Source organism: Humidesulfovibrio sp. (genome assembly GCF_031082295.1).
In the GTDB taxonomy this organism is placed as follows: Bacteria; Desulfobacterota; Desulfovibrionia; order Desulfovibrionales; family Desulfovibrionaceae; genus Humidesulfovibrio.
The window spans coordinates 80,534-99,636 of sequence record NZ_JAVHLD010000011.1; the positions used below are offsets into that span (position 1 = coordinate 80,534).

Below are 19,103 nucleotides of genomic sequence, written 5' to 3' on the forward strand. Positions count from 1 at the left end.
CATTCGCCAACGCCAGGTTCACCATTCAGAACAAACTCACAATATACTAGCCAGATAAAGATAGCCGCGATTCACTTGACCTTGTACCATGTTTTATGGTTTCGTTGGCTCGAGGTTGGGAAGAAGGTTGGGAAGGGAATTGGGAAGATAGCCGGGGAGGCGGGCATGGCCAAGGGCAGAATGAAGACAGGCTACCCAGGGGTTTACTACTACGAGCAATCCCGCGCCGGGGGCTCCGGGACGGAGAAAGTCTTCTACATCGTGTTCAAACAGGGTGGAAAGGTCTACGAAGAGCCCGCAGGACGTCAGTACCGGGACAACATGACCGCCGCGAAGGCCTCCCGCATCCGCGCCGACCGCATAGAGGGTCGCAAGGAGGCGCCAGGGGCCGCCAGGGAGCGCAAAAACGCCGAGAAGGTGGCCCAGGCCAACCGCCCAACCATCGCCAGGCTCTGGGAGTGGTATCTGGAGGCCAACCCTGGCCTCAAAGGGATCGTCACTGACAAGAACCGCTTTGCCAAGCACCTTGAACCCGTCTTCGGCCAGAAACTCCCCACCGAGATCGACCCCATGAGCGTGGACCGGTTCCGGGTGATGATGGGCAAGACCCACGCCCCGGCAACCGTGGCCAATGCGCTGGAACTCCTGCGCCGCATAGTGAACTTCGGGGTCAACCGGGGCCTCTGCGACGCCCCCCGCTTCAAGATTCGCCTACCAAAAGTCGACAACCTCAAGACAGAGGACCTGAGTCCCGAGCAGCTGCGGTCACTGCTGGCCGCCTTGGACGCCGCCGACAACCAGGCCGTGGCCGACATCATGCTCATGGCCCTCCACACGGGCATGAGGCGCGGCGAAATCCTTCGGCTGTGCTGGGCGGACCTCGACTTCCGAACCGGCTTCATCCTCATCCGCACCCCCAAGGGCGGGCGCTCGGAGCGCATCCCCATGAATCCCCAGGCCCGCGCCTTGCTGGAGGGCTTGGTGCGCACCTCGGACTTCGTGTTCCCCGGTCGCGACGGAGGGCAGCGGGTCGAGTTGCGCCGAGCGGTACGCCGCATCTGCGACGCTGCCGGGCTCCCGCAGGACTTCCGTGGGCTGCATGGCCTCCGCCACGCCTACGCCTCTATGCTGGCCTCATCCGGCGAGGTGGACCTCTACGCCATCCAGAAGCTGCTGACGCACAAAAGTTCCGCCATGACCCAGCGCTATGCCCATCTTCGCGACGACGCTCTGGCAAAGGCCAGCGCAGTGGCTGGCAGGATTGTCCAGCAGGTTCAGGACATGAACTGTACTGGGGTTCCACACTCTGCAATTGCAAGGCATCCAGCTGAGTCCACGATCAAAAGTGGCTAACGGTCACACGGCAATCTGCAATAATCCCCAGAAATACCGAAACTGGGCCACATCCTCAGGGATTGAGGTTTCCAGAATATCCGCCACCATGCCCTTCGCATCCGTCCGAGTTGTTGTTAAGAATTATACGCCCGAGCACACCAAGAAGGCGTACTAGGGCATCCCTCGCTCCCCTACCTGCGAGTGGCCCTCCGCGTTCTCTCTGATGGCCATTATTCCTATGCATAATAAAAAATATCAAAGCAGCAAAATAATCATTTTTGCAAAGTACAGGTTTACCTTTCTGGTAAACTTTGCAACAATTTATTGTATAAATCCAGGATATTATGGTTGACTTCTCCTGGCGATGTAATATCTCCACTCACAGTGACGCTCGATCAACTACCTACACACTTGGCTTGTAGCCAGAATCACTAAGCACTTCCTAGTCGCCTGCAGCTCGAAATTAACGTTAGCAATGAAAAAAGGAGCCTTTCCATGTCCACAATGAATCCCCTAGAGGTTATCAACGAAACAGAGGCCGCACGGTATCTCGGGATGAGTGTGCATTCGTTACGGGCACGGCGCTTTACGGGACGTCAACCAGCGTACATCAAATTTGGAAAGTCTGTGAGATATTTAAAAAGCGATCTCGAAGTATTTATTGAAACATCCCGAGTGACCAGCAGCGACAGGGCATAAAGACTGACATATGGCGGGCGGCAGTTTCTTATTATTGCCTTTGCGGAAAAGGATTCTCTCGGAGCAATTACTGACGAACTGGCCGGATGCCGCGCTATCAGTTCTGACAGTCCTAATTGCCCATGAGAATCATGCGAAACGCATTGCCTACCCATCTCAAGAACGAATTTCCGCATTGGCAGGAATTTCAAAGCAAGCAGTCGCAGATTCCGTTGCAGCTCTCGCAAAGGCGAACTGGCTTAGTATATATACTTGTCAAATTTCTGGTGGCAGAACTCGGTTCGAATACCACATGATATATCCACAATATCAGCAAGGTGACCATTTATCTTGGCTCCGCATCGAAAACTACATCGTCTTCAATGGAATATGGGCGGTGATGCCACCCTCTGTCAGACGTTTATACCTCACCCTCCTCGCTCTAAGTTGGAATGAAAGGGCTGCATACATTTCAGGTGACAACCTTGGTGATTGGCAAAACACCGATATAATGCAAGGGGAATCGCGTTTTGTGCCAGTCGAACGCTTAGGCCCTGCTTATTTACAGAAACTCGCAGGGGTTGAGCCTCGGACCTTCACTAGGGCAAAAAACTGGCTGTTTGAAAACGGTTTACTCCTTGTGAACGACGAAGGCACCGCACCGCTCTCTCCAACTGACTTTTATAGAACGGGTATACTGCTGGTCGACACTCCGACCCTAGTGGCCCAGACGGTTCTCGATCGCCTGACAAAGAAGGACAGAGCCAAAGCCAGCCCCGGAGCAATACGCTCGTTGGGGGCCATACGACGAGCAATCAGACATGAACGCCCAAGCAAGAAGACCTTGTGCACGCTCTCACAGACAGCATCCCGCACCCAGTCGGACAAAAGCGAACCGGAACAATTTTTCAAACCAGCCTCATCAACCAGACACTGACAAACGAGTAACTAGGCCACCCGTCTTTACGGGTGGAGCCCACGTCACGCTACAGACTAGGGGCATAACTGTGTGCGCTAGGGCCAGACCGAGGAAACTGCAGCCCTTAATCCGGCTCACCTGCACCATTGCCGTCTGACTAGTTTTGTGTGCCAAACCACGGGGTTTAACCATGGCAAAATCCACCCATTCATTGTCTAGGACTCCTAAGGAAGCTATTGAGTCTTCCTGTCAGCAAATAATGCGCAACATCCCCACTCCAGCATGGCCCTCGGAACAAGCATTGCGGGTGATCCACCCTAATGATAACCGATGGGCAGCCAACGACCCAAACAGACCGCTGACAATCCAACAGCATTTGCTTGTTCGAGAATTCATGCGTGACTGCATTTTTTCAGCAGCGATGATCCGAGCGGGGTACAAAGACACAAGCAATGCCGATCGCCTTAAAAAGCGTCCTAACATAAGCAAGGCCATCAAGCGCTCACTTTTGGAGCGTCGGGACGCCTGTATAACCACCGCAGACGCAATCCTGGGCAAATTGGTGCAAATGACGGATGTCACAATCGATGACTTTATCGACTGGAGGGGCGACAGCATCGAGCTCAAAGCGCTAGCAGACATCAACCCACAAGACCTCGCCATGGTTAAAGCCATCAAACAAGGGAAGAACAGCAGCTGGACACTCAAACTCCACGACAAGTTGGTGGTCATCGAGAAGATAATGAGGCACCTTGGGATGCTATAAGAACTTACGACGGTCACCGTTAGCTGAAGCGGAATAGGAAACCCATCTTTCCCACCAAGCCCAGTGCTAAAACAAGTGTCGATGTTTTCATTGATTCCTCATGCCGTTGCCCCGAAAACAGGGCAATTCTACCCAAGAAAACACTTCTTAATTCTTTCGAGATTCAGGGCAACACCCATGCGTGGTCGTAACAGACCTTCTGTTCCTCTGAAGTGGAGGCGACTGACCTCAACAACACCGCCTTGAGCCCAACCCACCACACGGCCTCAGTTTAGCAACAATTCCAAGTTGATCACCTCACCATGCTTTCCATTTTCAAGTAGATTGTGTACATACCATTCCATGGCAACTCTTGGGCTGCGCCAGAGTTGAAGGCAACGGTCAAGGCAATGCCCAACACACTCGAACCAGGCAGGCCCCCCCCTCCCCATGGCACTCAAGAAATCCGAACTCTACTCCTCCCTCTGGAAGTCCTGCGACGAGCTGCGCGGCGGCATGGATGCCAGCCAGTACAAGGATTATGTGCTGGTCCTGATGTTCGTCAAATATGTCTCTGACAAGTACGCCGGGGACCGCGACGCCCTCATCGACATCCCTGCTGGCGGCGGCTTTGCCGACATGGTGGCGGCCAAGGGCGACAAGGAGATCGGCGACCGCCTCAACAAGATCATCGGCAAGCTGGCCGACGCCAACGACAGCCTCAAGGGCGCCATCAACGTCGCGGACTTCAACGACGAGGACAAGCTCGGCAAGGGCAAGGAGATGGTGGACCGGCTGACCACGCTGGTGTCCATCTTCGAAGGCCTGGACTTTGGCCGCAACCGCGCCGATGGCGACGATCTGCTGGGGGATGCTTACGAGTACCTCATGCGCCACTTCGCCACGGAGTCGGGCAAGAGCAAGGGCCAGTTTTACACCCCGGCTGAGGTCTCCCGCGTCATGTCCATGGTCATTGAGCTGGGCCGGGCCACCAGCGGCGCACAGACCATCTACGACCCGACCTGCGGCTCCGGCTCCCTGCTGCTCAAGGCCCACGATGAGGCCAAGAACCTCACCGGGCGCGACCTCACGATCTACGGCCAGGAAATGGACAACGCCACGTCCGCCATGGCCCGCATGAACATGGTGCTGCACGGCTGCCCCACGGCGGAGATATGGCAGGCCAACAGCCTGTCCTCCCCGCACTGGGTGAACGATGACGGCAGCCTCAAGACATTCGACTTCGTGGTGGCCAATCCGCCCTTCTCGAACAAAAACTGGACCAGCGGCCTAAACGCGGCACACGACCCCTACGACCGCTTCGAATACGGCACCCCACCCGACAAGAACGGCGACTACGCTTTCCTGCTGCACATGCTCAAAAGCATGAAGAGCACCGGCAAGGCGGCGGTGATCCTGCCCCACGGTGTGCTGTTCCGTGGCGGAGCCGAGGCCTCCATCCGCACCCGCCTCATCAAACAGGGCTTCATCAAGGGCATCATCGGCCTGCCCGCGAACCTGTTCTACGGCACGGGAATCCCGGCCTGCATCATCGTCATGGACAAGCAGCACGCCGCCGCCCGCAAGGGCATTTTCATGATCGACGCCAGCAAGGGCTTCCTCAAGGACGGCAACAAGAACCGCCTGCGCGCCCAAGACATCCACAAGATCGTGGACGCCTTCACCCGGCTGGCGGAGCTGCCCAAGTATTCGCGCATGGTCCCGCTCAGCGAAATCGAGGGCAACGACTTCAACCTGAACCTGCCGCGCTACATCGACAGCACCGAGCCGGAGGATTTGCAGGACATCGAGGCGCACCTCAAGGGCGGCATCCCCAACCGGGACATCGACGCCTTGGCCGCCTACTGGAAGGTCTTCCCCTCTGTGCGCAAGGAGCTGTTCGCCGATGCCGACCGCCCCGGCTACAGCCAGCTCAAGGTCGAGGCCAGCGCCATCAAGGCCGCCATCTTCGAGAATGCCGAGTTCACCGCCTTCAACCAACTGGTGACCAAACAGTTCGAGGCATGGCAACGGCCTTCTAAGCCGTCGGTCGAGGGCATCCAGATCGGCGACAGGCCCAAGACGCTCATCGCGGAGCTTTCCGAGCGGCTGCTGGCCGACTTCCAGGCCGTGCCGCTCATCGACGCCTATGACGTGTACCAGCACCTCATGGACTACTGGGAAACGACCATGCAGGATGACGTGTACCTGCTAGTGGCCGAGGGCTGGGCCGTGGCGAACACTGTGCGCCAGCTCATCCCGAGCAAGGACAAGAACAACAAGCCCACCTACAACGAGCCGCACGATTTCGTCTTCAACAAGGTGCGCTACAAGGCGGACATCATCCCGCCCGCGCTGATCATCGCCAACTACTTCCCTTCCGAGCTGGCCGCCATTGAGGCGCTCGAGGCCCAGGCCGCCGCCTATGCGCAGCAGCTGGACGAGCTGCGCGAGGAGCACGGCGGTGAGGACGGCCTGCTGGCGGAAGTGGTGGAGGACGGCAAAATCGCCAAGGGCAGCGTGGCCGCCCGACTCAAGGAGATCAAGCGCGACAAGGACCTGGCGGACGAGCGCGCCCAGTTGGAGGCCTACCAGGCCCTGCTGGAGCAGGAGTTCGACGCCAGCAGGAAGGCCAAGGACGCCCGCAAGGCGCTGGACGAGAAGGTCTTCGCCCAATACCCGGAACTCAGCGAGGACGAGGTGAAGATGCTGGTGGTGGAGGACAAGTGGCTGGCGACCCTGGCCGCCGCAGTGCAGGGCGAGCTGGACCGCGTGAGCCAGGCGCTCACCGGGCGCATCCGGCAGCTTGCCGACCGCTACGCCACCCCGCTGCCCCAGCTGGCGAAGGAAGTTGAAGCCCTCTCCGCCCGCGTTGGCGAACACCTCAAGAAGATGGGGTTCGCATGGAACTGAAGCCGGGCTACAAGCGCACCGAGGTCGGGGTGATCCCCGAGGAGTGGGAGGTTAAGTCTTTTGCAGAACTTGCCATACTCGAACGCGGAAAATTCTCCGCACGCCCGCGAAACGACCCCAAGTATTATGGAGGGGATATTCCCTTTATCCAAACGGGCGACGTCACCAACTCGGCAGGCTATATCACCAGCTATTCACAAACCTTAAATGATGCTGGGCTTAAAGTCAGCAAGCTGTTTCCTCAAGGAACTCTCTTCTTCACTATAGCTGCAAACATTGGCGACTTGGGTTTCGCAGCTTTCAGCACAGCTTGCCCAGACAGCCTAATCGCCATCACGACAAATAGCTCAACGGATGTTGAGTGGCTATTTCATGAGCTGAAGTCTAAAAAGAGCACCTTTGAGCAACTCGCGACGCAAAATGCACAGTTAAACATCAATCTCGAAAAATTGCGCCCTTTCGCGCTCCCTCGCCCTCCCCTCCCCGAACAGCGCGCCATTGCCGCCGCGCTCTCGGACGTGGACGCCCTGATCGCCAAGCTCGACCAACTCCTCACCAAGAAGCGCGACCTCAAGCAGGCCGCCATGCAGCAGCTACTCACCGGCAAGAGGCGGCTGCCGGGGTTCAGCGGGGAATGGGAGGAAAAGAGGCTGGGGGATGCACTGGAAAGGATCGTTGGAGGAGGTACACCGAGCCGCTCTAACCCCGCATACTGGGGCGGAGAAATCCCGTGGGTTACAGTCAAAGATTTTACGACCTTCAACCCACTGGCAACTCAAGAATACATCACTTCAGAGGGATTAAAATCCAGTGCTTCAAACCTCATTCCTCACGGCACCATAATTACCTCAACTCGTATGGCGCTTGGGAAGGCTGTGATCTACGAAGTTGATGTGAGCATCAATCAGGATCTTAAGGCTCTTTTCCCAAAACCTACCATCAATACGATGTTCCTCTGCTACTGGTTCGAGTACAACGCTTCACTCATAGAAGAACTGGGGAGTGGGAGCACTGTCAAAGGAATTTCACTACCAGACCTCAAAAGCATACCATTCAGTCTAGCATCCGTGGCTGAACAAACCGCCATCGCAGCCGTCCTGTCCGACATGGACGCCGAGATCGCGGAGCTGGAGGCGCGGCGCGACAAGACCCGCGCCCTAAAGCAGGGCATGATGCAGGAGCTTTTGACCGGGCGCATACGCCTCGTGTAAGCGGCCCAGGAGTCCCGACCACCGTCCACCCCACGACGCAAGGGAGAGCCACGTGAAGAACTACTACAGGGTCATGTTGGGCAAGCAGAGCGCACACGCCGCCGAGTGTTTCAGCGGCAACTACATCGGCGCGGACTTCGGCATCGCCGAGGACCTGACCGGGCAGCTGCCCGACGAGTGGCGCGCCTTCAACAAGGCCTTCATCCCCAAGTACCTGGCGCTGTACCCCGACAAGTCAAAAATCTCAGCCGGGCTGGCCTGCGGCGCGCTGTGGACGGTAGCCAAGGGCATCCACAAGGGCGACATCGTGCTCTGCCCGGACGGCTCCGGCGTGTACCACGTGGGTGAGGTGATCGGGGACTACTCCTACACGTCAGGCCAGGACCTGCCCCACCGCCGCCCGGTGCGCTGGCTGGACTGTGTCATCGATCGTTCCGCCATGAGCGAGAGCCTGCGGAACTCCGCCGGGTCCATCGGCACCGTAAGTAGCATCTCCGGCCACCGCGACGAGATCGAGCGCTTTCTTGATGCCCAGGCCGCGCCTAGGCTCATTTCTACCGACGAGACCGTGGACGACCCGGCTGCCTTTGCCATGGAGAAGCACCTGGAGGACTTCCTGGTGCAGAACTAGGAGCAGACCGAGCTGGGCAAGGTCTTCGACATCTTCCAGGACGACGGCGAGCGCAAGGGCCAGCAGTACCCCACTGACACCGGCCCCATCGACATCCTGGCCATCAGCAAGGACAAAAAGCAGTTGCTCGTGGTGGAACTCAAAAAAGGCCGCGCCAGCGACGTGGTAGTGGGCCAGACCCTGCGCTACATGGGCTTCGTGGCCCAGGAACTGGCCGAGCCGGGCCAAACAACGCGGGGCGTCATCATCGCCCTGGGCGACGACCAGCGCATCCGCCGCGCCTTGGCCGTGGCGCCGAACATCGACTTCTACCGGTACCAAGTGAGCTTTAAACTCCTGAAGGGGTAGCCCATGAGCACCGTCGGCCAAATCGAAAAGAAGACCCAACAGCGCGTCATCAAGCTGTTCCAAGAGCGCCTGGGGTACGACTACCTGGGCAACTGGATCGACCGCGCGGGCAACGCCAACATCGAGCAGGAGTATCTCACGGCCTGGCTGGAGCAGCAGGGTGTCAGCGGCACGCTCATCAGCCGGGCGCTGCACAAGCTGCTCACAGTGGCGGGCGACACCAGCAAGCACCTCTACGACCGCAACAGGGCCGTCTACGAGATGCTGCGCTACGGCGTGAATGTGCAGCCCGGCGCGGGCGAGAACCACGTCACGGTCTGGCTCATCGACTGGAAGCACCCGGAGAACAACCACTTCGCCATTGCCGAAGAGGTGACGGTTAAGGGCGCGGACGCCAAGGCCAGCACCAAGCGCCCGGACATCGTGCTCTACGTCAACGGCATCGCCCTGGGCGTGCTGGAGCTGAAGCGCTCCACCGTGTCCATGGCCGAGGGCATCCGCCAGAACCTGGACAACCAGAAGAAGTCCTTCATCCAGCCCTTCTTCTCCACCATGCAATGGATCATGGCGGGCAACGACTCCCAAGGCCTGCGCTACGGCACCATCGAGACCCCGGAAAAGTACTACCTCCAGTGGGTCGAGGACACCGGTCCCCATTCCAGCGAGACGAACCTGCTGGACCGCCACCTCTTGCAGCTGTGCGAGAAGACGCGCTTACTGGAGCTGATCCACGACTTCGTGGTGTTCGACGCCGGGACCAAGAAAGTCTGCCGCCAAAACCAATATTTCGGCGTAAAGGCCGCACAGGACGCGCTACACGGGCGCGAAGGCGGCATCATCTGGCACACGCAGGGCAGCGGCAAGTCGCTCACCATGGTCTGGCTGGCCAAGTGGATACGCGAGCACAACCCGGCTGCACGGGTGCTCATCATCACCGACCGCACCGAGCTGGACGAGCAGATCGAGAAGGTCTTCAAGGGTGTCCACGAGGACATCTACCGCACCTCAAGCGGCGCGGACCTCGTGGCCCAGCTCAATGCGCTCGACAAGTCCTTGCTCTGCTCACTCATCCACAAATTCGGCGGCAAGGACAACAGCAGCGAGGAGAACGACGAGGGGACCAAGGAATTCATCAAGGCCATCCAGGCCCTGCCGCCAGACTTCAAGGCCAAGGGCGACATCCATGTGTTCGTGGACGAGTGCCACCGCACGCAGTCCGGCGATCTGCACCGGGCCATGAAGACGCTGCTACCGAACGCGCTGTTCATCGGCTTCACTGGCACGCCCCTGCTCAAGGCGGACAAGCAGAAGAGCATCGAGGTCTTTGGCCGCTACATCCACACCTACAAGTTCGACCAGGCCGTTCGCGAAGGTGTGGTGTTGGACCTGCGCTACGAGGCGCGGGACATCGACCAGTCGCTTTCCAGCCCGAACAAGATTGATGAATGGTTCGAAATCAAGACCCAGGGCCTGAACGATAACGCCAAAGCGCAGCTGAAGGCGAAGTGGGGGACCATGCAGCGGGTGCTTTCCAGCCAAGACAGGTTGGGAAAAATCGTCGCTGATATCCTCATCGACATGAACAAGAAGCCCCGTCTGATGGATGGCCACGGCAACGCGATGTTAGTTGCTGGCAGCATCTTCGAGGCGTGCAAATTTTACGAGCTGTTCGCCAAGGGCGAGCTGAAGGGCAAGTGCGCCATTGTCACCAGTTACGCGCCCTCGGTGGCAGACACCAAGGGCGAAGCCACGGGCGAAGGCGATACCGACAACCTGCTCAAGTATGCCGTGTACTCCCAGATGCTGGCCGACTGGTTCAACGAGCCAGTGGAAAAAGCCGTCAGCAAGGTCGAGCGGTTTGAGCTGGAGGTGAAGAAGAAGTTCATCGACGAGCCTGGGCAGATGAAGCTCCTGATCGTGGTGGACAAGCTCCTCACCGGCTTTGACGCGCCCTCCGCCACCTACCTCTACATCGACAAGCAGATGCGCGACCATGGCCTGTTCCAGGCCATCTGCCGCGTGAACCGGCTGGACGGCGACTCAAAGGAATACGGATACATCGTCGACTACAAAGATCTCTTCAAGAGCCTGGAAGGGGCGGTTCAGGACTACACCAGCGAAGCGCTTGATGGGTACGACAAGGACGACGTGAAGGGCCTGCTGGAGAACCGCCTGGAACATGCGCGGGAGGACCTGGAAGAGGCCCGCGAGGCGGTGAAAGCCCTCTGTGAACCAGTGGAAGCCCCCAAAAGCTTGGAGGCATACTTCCACTACTTCTGCGCCAAGGAGTCCGGGAACGCTGAGCAGCTCAAGGACAACGAACCGCTACGCCTGAAGCTCTACAAATTCGTGGCGGCACTCCTGCGAGCCTACGCGAGTATCGCCAACGAACTGGCCGAGGCAGGCTATAGCCCGGCGGAAATCCAAATCATCAAGGATGAGGTGGACCACTTCAGCAAGGTTCGTGACGCCGTACGCCTGCATAGTGCAGACTACATTGACCTCAAGGTATTTGAACCAGCCATGCGCCACCTCATCGACACGTACATCCGCGCCGAGGAGAGCGAAAAGATCTCCGCCTTCGACGACATGAGCCTGATCCAGCTCATCGTTGATCGCGGCCCGGACGCGGTGGAGCAGTTGCCGAAGAGCATCCAGAAGAGTGAGGGGGCGGTTGCCGAAACCATCGAAAACAATGTCCGCAAGCTCATCATCAACGAGGCCCCAGTGGACCCGGCCTACTATGAGAAGATGTCCACGCTGCTGGACGCACTGATTGAGCAAAGGCGGACGGGGGTGCTGAACTACAAGCAGTACCTCGCCAAGATCGCCACTTTGACGCAGCAGGCCAACACGCCAGGGGGAAGCCCAGGCGGCTATCCCACGACGGTGAAGACCACAGCACAACGTGCGCTCTACAACAACCTGGGCCGAAACGAAGCGCAGGCCTTGGCGGTGGATGCTGCCATCCTGGCCGAAATTCAGGATGACTGGCAAAACCACTCCGGCAAGACCAAAAAAGTCCGCAATGCTATCCGAGGCATCCTTGGGGATGATGACCTGACGAATCATATCGTCGAACTTGCGAAGCATCAGAATGACTACCGCAGCGCTTCCTAAGACCAACCATATCACGATCGCGGGCATCAGGGTCGAGATCGTCCGCAAGGACATCAAGAACCTGCACCTTGGGGTCTATCCGCCTAACGGCAGGGTACGGGTGGCAGCCCCGTTGGTGCTGAGCGATGAGGCCGTGCGCTTGGCGGTGATCGAAAAGCTGGCATGGATCAAGAAGCACAAGGCCCGGTTCAAGGACCAGCCCAGACAGTCACAGCGCGAGATGGTCAACGGCGAGAGCCACTATTTCCTGGGCCAGCGTTACCGCTTGCGGGTGCATGAGCACGTTGGCTCCCCCAAGGTAGCCCTGCGCGGTATCGCCACCATAGACCTCTTCGCTCGTCCAGGGGCCTCCCAGGAACAACGAGAGGCCATCCTGCTCGGATGGTACAGGGAGCAGCTCAAGGCGCTCCTGTCCCCTCTCCTCGAAAAATGGCAGGCGGTCATAGGGGTGCAGGCGTCCTCCTGGGGCATCAAGAAGATGAGGACCAAATGGGGGAGCTGCTCAATCAAGGCGCGACGCATCTGGCTCAACCTTGAACTGGCCAAGCGTCCTGTCCAGTGCCTGGAGTACGTCCTGGTCCATGAACTTGTCCACCTGCTTGAGAGACACCACAATGAGCGGTTCATGGGGCTGATTGCCCAGTTCATGCCACAGTGGCGGCAATACCGTGCTCTCCTGAAGGAAGTTCCATTGGGGCATGAAGATTGGAATTGCTAATGATCAAGGGGACCCCATGCCCCTGAAGATGGCCCTGGAATGTTTGCTAAGGGTCAAGGACGCCCCTAGCCCTGCACGACACATAGTGGGATCTCACCTTCCGGCACGTATACGACAGTTACACCGGGCCAGGGGCAGCGTGAACGAGGTGAGGGCATGAAGGATTCAGGCAGCCGACTTGCAAGAAACATCGATATTCGTGGCGTGCTAGTTCGCCTCTGTCCTTGGACAGCAATGAAATGTGGGGCCCTGCTTGGACGTGTATGTCACATGCTCCAATTTTCCAGAACGGAATCAGAATCCACGACAGACAATAAAGGTGCTACGAAGATGACCCCGAAGAACGAGCAGATTACCAGCTTCCTCCATGAATATTTCACAATGGGGTATGCTCCCGGCTATGCCGTCATGGTGAAGGGGAAATGGGGTGCGGGGAAGACTTGGCACGTCAAGGATGTTGCTGCACAGCGGATACAAGACGAAACCGGGCGCGGACCGATCTATGTCAGCCTGTATGGCATCACTACCGCATCAGGAATTGATGACGAAATCTTCAGACAGCTGCACCCGATTCTCGCAAGCGACGGGATGCGTGTCGTCACCCGCGTAGCCAAGGGGCTGATGAAAGGAGTTTTGAAAATCGACCTTGATGGAGACGGCAAAGACGATGCGTCAATCAACCCGGCAATGCCTGAATTAGACAAGGCGGACATTTTCAAGAAATCTAGCTCTCGCGGGTTGATCTTCGATGACCTTGAACGCTGTGAAATGACTCCGAAAGAGCTCCTGGGGTACATCAACTTCTTTGTTGAGCATTCCGGGAACAAGGTTGTCATCATTGGTAACGAGAAAGAGCTTGAGCACAGGCTCCAAACTGATGGCGACAAGTCTGAATTCGCATCAATGCGTGACAAACTTGTTGGGAAGTCATTCGAAATAGAGGCAGACTCGAAAGGAGCCATCATTTTCTTCGTCAACGAGCTGAAATCCGAGCCAGCAGCCACGTTTTTGAAATCAAGAATCGATTTACTTTGTGAAGTGCATGATGCCACTGGAAAACAGAACCTTCGTGACGCAAGGCAGGCCATACTCGAACTGGAAAGGCTCCTGTCGCATGTTGACGCCGAATTCCTCAAAAACGAGGACGCCGCAAGAGACCTCATGACGTCTTTCATTATTCTGTTCTTAGAGTACCGGTCCAGGAATTTGGCCATCAATGACATCGTTTCTGTCTCCACGCGCAGCATGGTTGCGAGCATGAAGGGCAACGCTTCCGACGACAAAACAGACATATTCCTTGATCTAAATGCTAGGTACATGAGCTACCGATGGACAGAAGGGCCAATCAGTGCAGATATCCTGGCACAAATTCTCGATACCGGGCACATGGACGCAGACGTGATCAATGCCTCAATCGCAAAAAGCAAATACTTTTCCACCTCCGAAGAACCGGATTGGAGAAGACTCGCGTCATATTTTCGGCTTGAAGATGCTGCCTTTGAGGGATTGCTCGCGACAGTGCTACGCCGGTTCAAGGACAACGAATACAAAGTTATTGGCGTGATGCGGCATGTCGTCGGCATACTGATGAGTCTTGCGCAAGAGGGACTCTGCCCAATGCCATCTGATGAGATTCTGAAACAGGCCAAAGCGAATGTCGTAGGTTTGAAGGATGCTGGCAAGCTCGAATTATCCGACGAGCACTTCGGTGAGCTTGACGGGTTTGGCTGGGGAGGATTGGTTTTCGCTTCACGGGATGTGCCTCAATTTGATGAGTTAACTCAGTTTATCCGTAACACGTGGGAGGAGACGAAGGCAGCCAGTCTACCGGGCAAAGCGGAGACGCTGTTGAAGGCATTACAAGAGGGCGATATTCAGGCAGCCCGGTCACTTTACCTGACCAGCTCTCCTGGTGGAGGGATGTTCCACGATACGCCGATTCTGGCGAACATAGAACCTAAGAAATTTGTCGAGGCGATGCTCAATGCCTCCCCCAGTGCGGTCATTGCTGCGATGACCGCCATTGGCGAGCGCTATAAACATCTAAATGTTTCGCCGAATGTCAAAAAAGAAAAGGGTTGGCTCGTCGTGACTGCCGCGCTCCTCTCGGATGAGGCCACGCGAAATGCCGGACGGGTCAGCGGGTTGAGGATCAAGAATCTTGCCTCCCGTATGGAGGAAGCAGTAAGTGTCTTCGAAACCTCGTGATAACAAAAGGCAACCGGGGAGACAGACCTTAGGGTGAATCCGTGCAGGCTCTAGGAGGACACCATGAGCCGTGACTACATTTCGCACTTCACCCCCATCCGCAAGCCCAATCAAGCGGTGAGGCCATTCTGGTCAATGAGAAACATCATAGCTAGGCGTCCGACCAGTCACGTGACAGCAAAGATCAGCGATATGGCTTTGCACCATTTACTATGCCCAAGGTTGGGAAGACGGTTGGGAAAGAAAAAGGCCTTACGAGAGCAATTCTCGTAAGGCCTTGATCTTCTTGGTAGCGGGGGCAGGATTTGAACCTACGACCTTCGGGTTATGAGCCCGACGAGCTACCGTACTGCTCCACCCCGCGACACTTCGACGAAACGGGCGTCGCGTCGAGAAGGGGTTTGTATAGCCCCACACTCGCACTGTCAACGCTTATTTACAGCGGCCCGGAAATTTCCTATACCCCACCCATGCCAAACACCCTGCCCGTCTCCATCGTCATCCCCGTGTTCAACGAGGAAATGAACCTCCCCCGCCTGTTCGAAGAGATCGCGCTGGCCATGCGCCCGCTGGCCCGCACCTGGGAAGTGGTCTTCGTGGATGACGGCAGCACCGACAAAAGCCTCGACGTGCTCAAGCGCCTGGCCCTGGGCAACCCCGAGCTGCGCTATCTCGCCTTCACGCGGAACAGGGGCCAGTCCGCGGCCTTCTGCGCGGGCTTCGACAACGCCAGCCACCCTGTCGTCGTCACCCTCGACGCGGACCTGCAGAACGACCCCGCCGACATCCCGGCAATGCTCGCCCTCTTCGACCAGGGCTTCGACATGGCCATCGGCTGGCGCAGGAAGCGCCAAGACACCTGGAGCAAGCGCATCGGCTCAAAAATCGGCAACGCCATCAGGAACTACCTGACGCGTGAATCCGTGCGCGACACCGGCTGCTCGCTCAAGGTCATGCGCCGCGACATGCTCGTGCGCATCCCGCGCTTCGTGGGCATGCACCGCTACCTGCCCACGCTCATGAAACTCCAGGGAGCGCGCGTGGCCGAAGCACCCGTGAACCACCGCGAGCGCTATTCCGGCGTGTCAAAGTACAGCAATTGGCAGCGCGCCCTGGTGGGCGTGCGCGACCTTTTCGGCGTGCGCTGGCTCCAGGACCGCCACTTCGGCTACGAGATTGGCGAAAAGAACCGCTAGTGACTGCGCGCCAAAGCCTGGCGCACCTTGTCTTTCAGCTCGGAAAGATCAACCGACTTGACCACGTAGAAATCCGCGGCGATGGACTTGAGGTCGTGCTGGAAGCTGTCGTAGGCGGTGCACAGGATCACCGGCAGCTTGGCGTCCAGGCTGCGAATGGTCTGCAGCAGGTCGAGGCCGGAGTTGTTGGGCCCAAGGCGTATGTCCAGGATGACCATCGCCGGGTTCTCCCGGGCGAGCACCTGCTCAATGGGCTCTTCGCCATCCGTCGTCGCCACCGCGAAGCCGTCGCTCTCCAACTCCTCCTGATAGAGCATGCGGATGTGCTTTTCATCATCAACGACGAGAATCTTGGGCTTGCTGTCGGTCATACAGACACTCCTGGGGGCTTGGCTCTTCCTAGTCTAAAATGTATATCCTGATTTCCGTTGTGGTCAACAGAATTGTGCGCCGAGCCGGTTTCTTTCCCCGCCAAGGCCACCCTCGGCTTGACATCCCGCCCCGATATGCGCACCTCTGCCGCACGAAGCCGCCAAGGAGACCCGGACCATGATCACCGTTTTCATCGAGCCAGACAACGAGACCCTCACCTTCGAGCGCCACAACACGGTGCTCATGCTGCAACGGAAGCTTAACCTGCGCGTCAACGACGCGCTCGTCATCCGCGGGGACAAGCTGCTCACCCCGGACTGCCAGCTGAAAGACGGCGACGAGATTCGCATCCGCAAGGTCATGAGCACCGGCTAATCGCACAGGACAGGAAACACCATGAAATGCCGCAAATGCAAGGCCCCGGCGGAAGTGCCCCTGCCGAGCCACAATACCGCCTTCTGCCGCGACTGCTTCGCCGCCTACTTCACCGGCCAGGTGGAGAAGTCCATCCGCCGCCACGGCCTCATCAACCCCGGCGAGCGCGTGCTCGTGGCCCTTTCCGGCGGCAAGGACTCCCTCGGCCTCATGCTCGAGCTCTCGCGCATGGGCTTTGACGTCACCGGCCTGCACGTTGACCTGGGCATCCCCGTGTCCTCCCTGGCGGCGCGGGCCAAGGTGGAGGGCTTCTGCACGCTCCACGGGCTCAAGCTGCGCGTGGTGGAGCTCGCCAAGCACGGCCTGCCCATCCCGGACGTGAAGAAGTACATCAACCGCCCGGTGTGCTCCGCCTGCGGCAAGATCAAGCGCCACTGGTTCAACCGCGTCGCGCTGGAGGAAGGCTTCCAGGTGCTGGCCACGGGCCACAACCTGGACGACGAGGTGGCGCGGCTGTTCGCCAACACCCTGCGCTGGGACGCGGGCTACCTGTCCGACCAGGGCCCCTGCCTCGACGCCGAGAACGGCTTCGCGCGCAAGATCAAGCCCCTGTACCGCCTCACCGAGTTCGAGACCGCCTGCTACGCCTTCCTGAACGGCATCGAGATCCACACCGCCCCCTGCCCGTACAGCTCCGGCGCCAGCTTCACCGGCCACAAGGAGCTCTGGGCCAGGCTCGAATACACCAGCCCCGGCACCAAGATCGCCTTCTACGACGGCTTTTTGAAGCGCGGGCGGCCCGCCTTCGCCCAGGTGGAGCAGGAGTCCGGCGCGCCCGTGGCCCCGTGCGAGAGCTGCGGCTCGCCCACCAGCACGGGCACGTGCGGCGTGTGCCGACTGGGCATCGCCGTGGCCGAGCGCCGCGCCGCCGACCCGGACCGCCAGTAGCCGAGGCAGCGTCGTGTCAGGCGGCCCAAAAGTCAGCGCCAGGGTCAGCGCCAAAGTCAGCGTCTGCCTGCCCTGCCGCAACGCGGCCGCGACGCTGCCCGCCGCGCTCGACAGCCTGCTCGGCCAGACCCTGCCGGACTTCGAAATCATCGCCGTTGATGATGGCAGTGACGACGCCACCTGGGACATCCTCTGCGACTACGCCCGGCGCGACAACCGCGTGCGGCCCCTGCACCAGCCCCACCAGGGCGTGGCCCTGGCCTGGAACGCCGCCTGCGCCGAAAGCCGCGCCCCGTACATCGCGCGCATGGACGCCGACGACCTCTGCCTGCCGCGCCGCCTGGAGCTGCAAGCCGCCCTGCTCGACGCCGACCAGAGCCTCGGCCTGGTGTCCGGCCGGGTGCGCTTCGGCGGCTGCCGCACGGCCCGGGCGGGCTACGCCGCGCACGTGGACTGGCTGAACAGCCTGCTCACGCCCGAGGACATCAGCGCCAGCCGCTTCGTGGACTCGCCCATCGCCAACCCCTCGGTCATGTTCCGGCGCGAGCTGGTGGACCAGTTCGGTGGCGCGCTGCCCAACACCGGCGACGCCGCGGGCGCGCAGCCCTTCCCCGAGGACTACGAGCAGTGGCTGCGCTGGCTGGAGGGCGGCGTGCGCATGGGCAAGGTGGCGGAGGAAATCCTCGTCTGGAACGACCCGCCCACGCGGCTTTCGCGCACCGCCTCGGAGTACGGCGTGGAGGCCTTTGCGCGCGTGAAGGCGCAGTATTTGTGGCGCTGGCTGGCGCGGCACAACAGGCGGCACCCGCGCGTGTGGGTGTGGGGGGCTGGCCGGGTGAGCAGGCAGAAGATGGCGCCGCTTGTGGCGCTGGGCCTCGCCATCGAAGCCTTCGTGGACATCGACGCCAAGAAGATCGGGCAGAGCGTGCACGGCATCCCGGTGCTTCCGCGCACGGCCATCCCGCCCTACTCCCCTTCCGCCCCCTTCCTCCTCGCCAACGTCGCCTCACGCGGCGCGCGCGAGGAGATCACGGCGTGGTTGGAGGGGTTGGGGTATCAGATGGGGGTTGGGGCGGTGGCAGTGGGGTGAATTGTGAAGCGGGAACATACGCCGTTGGACTATATGAATTGCACAGTTCATCAGGCATGCAAGATAAATCTATTCCCTCGAGCATCGAGTATTTTTCTACCAGTGGTACAAACGTAGACCTCCATTCTTGAAACAAGCCTACATAGAATAGAAGTTGCAATTCTGCCGTAGATAGCGTCGATTTTAATATAAAAGCATAATCACACTTTTCTCGCTCCGAGATATTAATTGCGCTATCAACATACATCAATATTGAATATATGCTTTTAACATAGTGAGAGAAGTATTGACCATTT

General features: G+C 58.7%; 17 protein-coding genes and 1 tRNA gene. 15 read left to right on the top strand and 3 right to left on the bottom strand.

Features of this window, described 5'->3' with window-relative positions; all coding sequences use genetic code 11:
* Positions 1–165: 165 nt before the first annotated feature.
* From RDU24_RS08120 to RDU24_RS08170, 11 genes are all read left to right on the top strand, one after another.
* Entirely contained in the window at positions 166–1,353 is a 1,188-nt protein-coding gene (locus tag RDU24_RS08120) for a tyrosine-type recombinase/integrase (protein WP_308735256.1), read from the top strand.
* Positions 1,354–1,839: 486 nt separating this feature from the next.
* Positions 1,840–2,034, top strand: coding sequence for a helix-turn-helix transcriptional regulator (locus RDU24_RS08125; RefSeq protein WP_308735272.1), 195 nt, complete (start codon positions 1,840–1,842; stop codon positions 2,032–2,034).
* Between the two features lie 10 nt (positions 2,035–2,044).
* A complete protein-coding gene (locus tag RDU24_RS08130; protein ID WP_308735257.1) occupies positions 2,045–2,950 on the top strand; it encodes a helix-turn-helix domain-containing protein in 906 nt (301 codons plus the stop codon).
* A gap of 172 nt (positions 2,951–3,122) precedes the next feature.
* Positions 3,123–3,698, top strand: a complete 576-nt coding sequence (locus RDU24_RS08135; protein ID WP_308735258.1) for a terminase small subunit — start codon at positions 3,123–3,125, stop codon at positions 3,696–3,698.
* A 429-nt stretch (positions 3,699–4,127) separates the two neighbouring features.
* Positions 4,128–6,590, top strand: coding sequence for a type I restriction-modification system subunit M (locus RDU24_RS08140; RefSeq protein WP_308735259.1), 2,463 nt, complete (start codon positions 4,128–4,130; stop codon positions 6,588–6,590).
* Positions 6,581–7,801, top strand: coding sequence for a restriction endonuclease subunit S (locus RDU24_RS08145; protein WP_308735260.1), 1,221 nt, complete (start codon positions 6,581–6,583; stop codon positions 7,799–7,801). The genes RDU24_RS08140 and RDU24_RS08145 overlap by 10 nt, the downstream gene beginning before the upstream one ends.
* A 52-nt stretch (positions 7,802–7,853) precedes the next feature.
* Positions 7,854–8,432: a restriction endonuclease gene (locus tag RDU24_RS08150; RefSeq protein WP_308735261.1), complete on the top strand. Its 579-nt coding sequence runs from the start codon at positions 7,854–7,856 to the stop codon at positions 8,430–8,432.
* 30 nt (positions 8,433–8,462) lie between these two features.
* A complete protein-coding gene (locus RDU24_RS08155) occupies positions 8,463–8,780 on the top strand; it encodes an endonuclease NucS domain-containing protein (RefSeq protein ID WP_308735273.1) in 318 nt (105 codons plus the stop codon).
* 3 nt (positions 8,781–8,783) lie between these two features.
* Positions 8,784–11,900 (top strand): type I restriction endonuclease subunit R, encoded by a 3,117-nt coding sequence (locus RDU24_RS08160; protein WP_308735262.1) that lies wholly within the window; start codon positions 8,784–8,786, stop codon positions 11,898–11,900.
* On the top strand, positions 11,878–12,618 hold the full coding sequence (locus RDU24_RS08165; RefSeq protein ID WP_308735263.1) for a M48 family metallopeptidase: 741 nt from the start codon (positions 11,878–11,880) through the stop codon (positions 12,616–12,618). Before RDU24_RS08160 ends, RDU24_RS08165 begins: the two co-directional genes overlap by 23 nt.
* Positions 12,619–12,774: 156 nt before the next feature.
* Positions 12,775–14,826 carry a P-loop NTPase fold protein gene (locus RDU24_RS08170; protein WP_308735264.1) on the top strand — a complete coding sequence of 684 codons (2,052 nt, stop codon included), beginning with the start codon at positions 12,775–12,777 and terminating at the stop codon, positions 14,824–14,826.
* Between the two features lie 287 nt (positions 14,827–15,113).
* Here the strand turns inward: RDU24_RS08170 and RDU24_RS08175 are convergent.
* Positions 15,114–15,190: transfer RNA gene (locus RDU24_RS08175), tRNA-Met, on the bottom strand.
* Positions 15,191–15,296: 106 nt separating this feature from the next.
* On the opposite strand from RDU24_RS08175, the gene RDU24_RS08180 reads away from it, so the two are divergent.
* On the top strand, positions 15,297–16,022 hold the full coding sequence (locus tag RDU24_RS08180; protein ID WP_308735265.1) for a glycosyltransferase family 2 protein: 726 nt from the start codon (positions 15,297–15,299) through the stop codon (positions 16,020–16,022).
* Here RDU24_RS08180 and RDU24_RS08185 read toward each other — a convergent pair.
* On the bottom strand, positions 16,019–16,393 hold the full coding sequence (locus RDU24_RS08185) for a response regulator (protein ID WP_308735266.1): 375 nt from the start codon (positions 16,391–16,393) through the stop codon (positions 16,019–16,021). The genes RDU24_RS08180 and RDU24_RS08185 overlap by 4 nt on opposite strands.
* A gap of 178 nt (positions 16,394–16,571) precedes the next feature.
* On the opposite strand from RDU24_RS08185, the gene RDU24_RS08190 reads away from it, so the two are divergent.
* From RDU24_RS08190 to RDU24_RS08200, 3 genes are read left to right on the top strand one after another with little or no spacing between them, the layout of a single operon-like run.
* Positions 16,572–16,769 carry a hypothetical protein gene (locus RDU24_RS08190; protein ID WP_308735267.1) on the top strand — a complete coding sequence of 66 codons (198 nt, stop codon included), beginning with the start codon at positions 16,572–16,574 and terminating at the stop codon, positions 16,767–16,769.
* Between the two features lie 21 nt (positions 16,770–16,790).
* Complete coding sequence (locus RDU24_RS08195; RefSeq protein WP_308735268.1) at positions 16,791–17,717, top strand: ATP-binding protein; 927 nt, start codon at positions 16,791–16,793, stop codon at positions 17,715–17,717.
* A gap of 13 nt (positions 17,718–17,730) precedes the next feature.
* The gene (locus RDU24_RS08200; protein ID WP_308735269.1) at positions 17,731–18,807 is read left to right on the top strand and encodes a glycosyltransferase; all 1,077 of its coding nucleotides are present in this window, start codon (positions 17,731–17,733) and stop codon (positions 18,805–18,807) included.
* Here RDU24_RS08200 and RDU24_RS15965 read toward each other — a convergent pair.
* Positions 18,746–19,103 (bottom strand): putative phage abortive infection protein (locus tag RDU24_RS15965; protein ID WP_374989749.1); only part of this gene is annotated, 358 nt, incomplete at its 5' end. The two genes, RDU24_RS08200 and RDU24_RS15965, sit on opposite strands and share 62 nt — an antisense overlap.

Coding starts and splice junctions, on each gene's coding strand:
- RDU24_RS08120 (WP_308735256.1), top strand. CDS start 166: ATGGCCAAGGGCAGAATGAAGACAGGCTACCCAGGGGTTTACTACTAC.
- RDU24_RS08125 (WP_308735272.1), top strand. CDS start 1,840: ATGAATCCCCTAGAGGTTATCAACGAAACAGAGGCCGCACGGTATCTC.
- RDU24_RS08130 (WP_308735257.1), top strand. CDS start 2,045: ATGGCGGGCGGCAGTTTCTTATTATTGCCTTTGCGGAAAAGGATTCTC.
- RDU24_RS08135 (WP_308735258.1), top strand. CDS start 3,123: ATGGCAAAATCCACCCATTCATTGTCTAGGACTCCTAAGGAAGCTATT.
- RDU24_RS08140 (WP_308735259.1), top strand. CDS start 4,128: ATGGCACTCAAGAAATCCGAACTCTACTCCTCCCTCTGGAAGTCCTGC.
- RDU24_RS08145 (WP_308735260.1), top strand. CDS start 6,581: ATGGAACTGAAGCCGGGCTACAAGCGCACCGAGGTCGGGGTGATCCCC.
- RDU24_RS08160 (WP_308735262.1), top strand. CDS start 8,784: ATGAGCACCGTCGGCCAAATCGAAAAGAAGACCCAACAGCGCGTCATC.
- RDU24_RS08165 (WP_308735263.1), top strand. CDS start 11,878: ATGACTACCGCAGCGCTTCCTAAGACCAACCATATCACGATCGCGGGC.
- RDU24_RS08170 (WP_308735264.1), top strand. CDS start 12,775: ATGAAGGATTCAGGCAGCCGACTTGCAAGAAACATCGATATTCGTGGC.
- RDU24_RS08180 (WP_308735265.1), top strand. CDS start 15,297: ATGCCAAACACCCTGCCCGTCTCCATCGTCATCCCCGTGTTCAACGAG.
- RDU24_RS08185 (WP_308735266.1), bottom strand. CDS start 16,393: ATGACCGACAGCAAGCCCAAGATTCTCGTCGTTGATGATGAAAAGCAC.
- RDU24_RS08190 (WP_308735267.1), top strand. CDS start 16,572: ATGATCACCGTTTTCATCGAGCCAGACAACGAGACCCTCACCTTCGAG.
- RDU24_RS08195 (WP_308735268.1), top strand. CDS start 16,791: ATGAAATGCCGCAAATGCAAGGCCCCGGCGGAAGTGCCCCTGCCGAGC.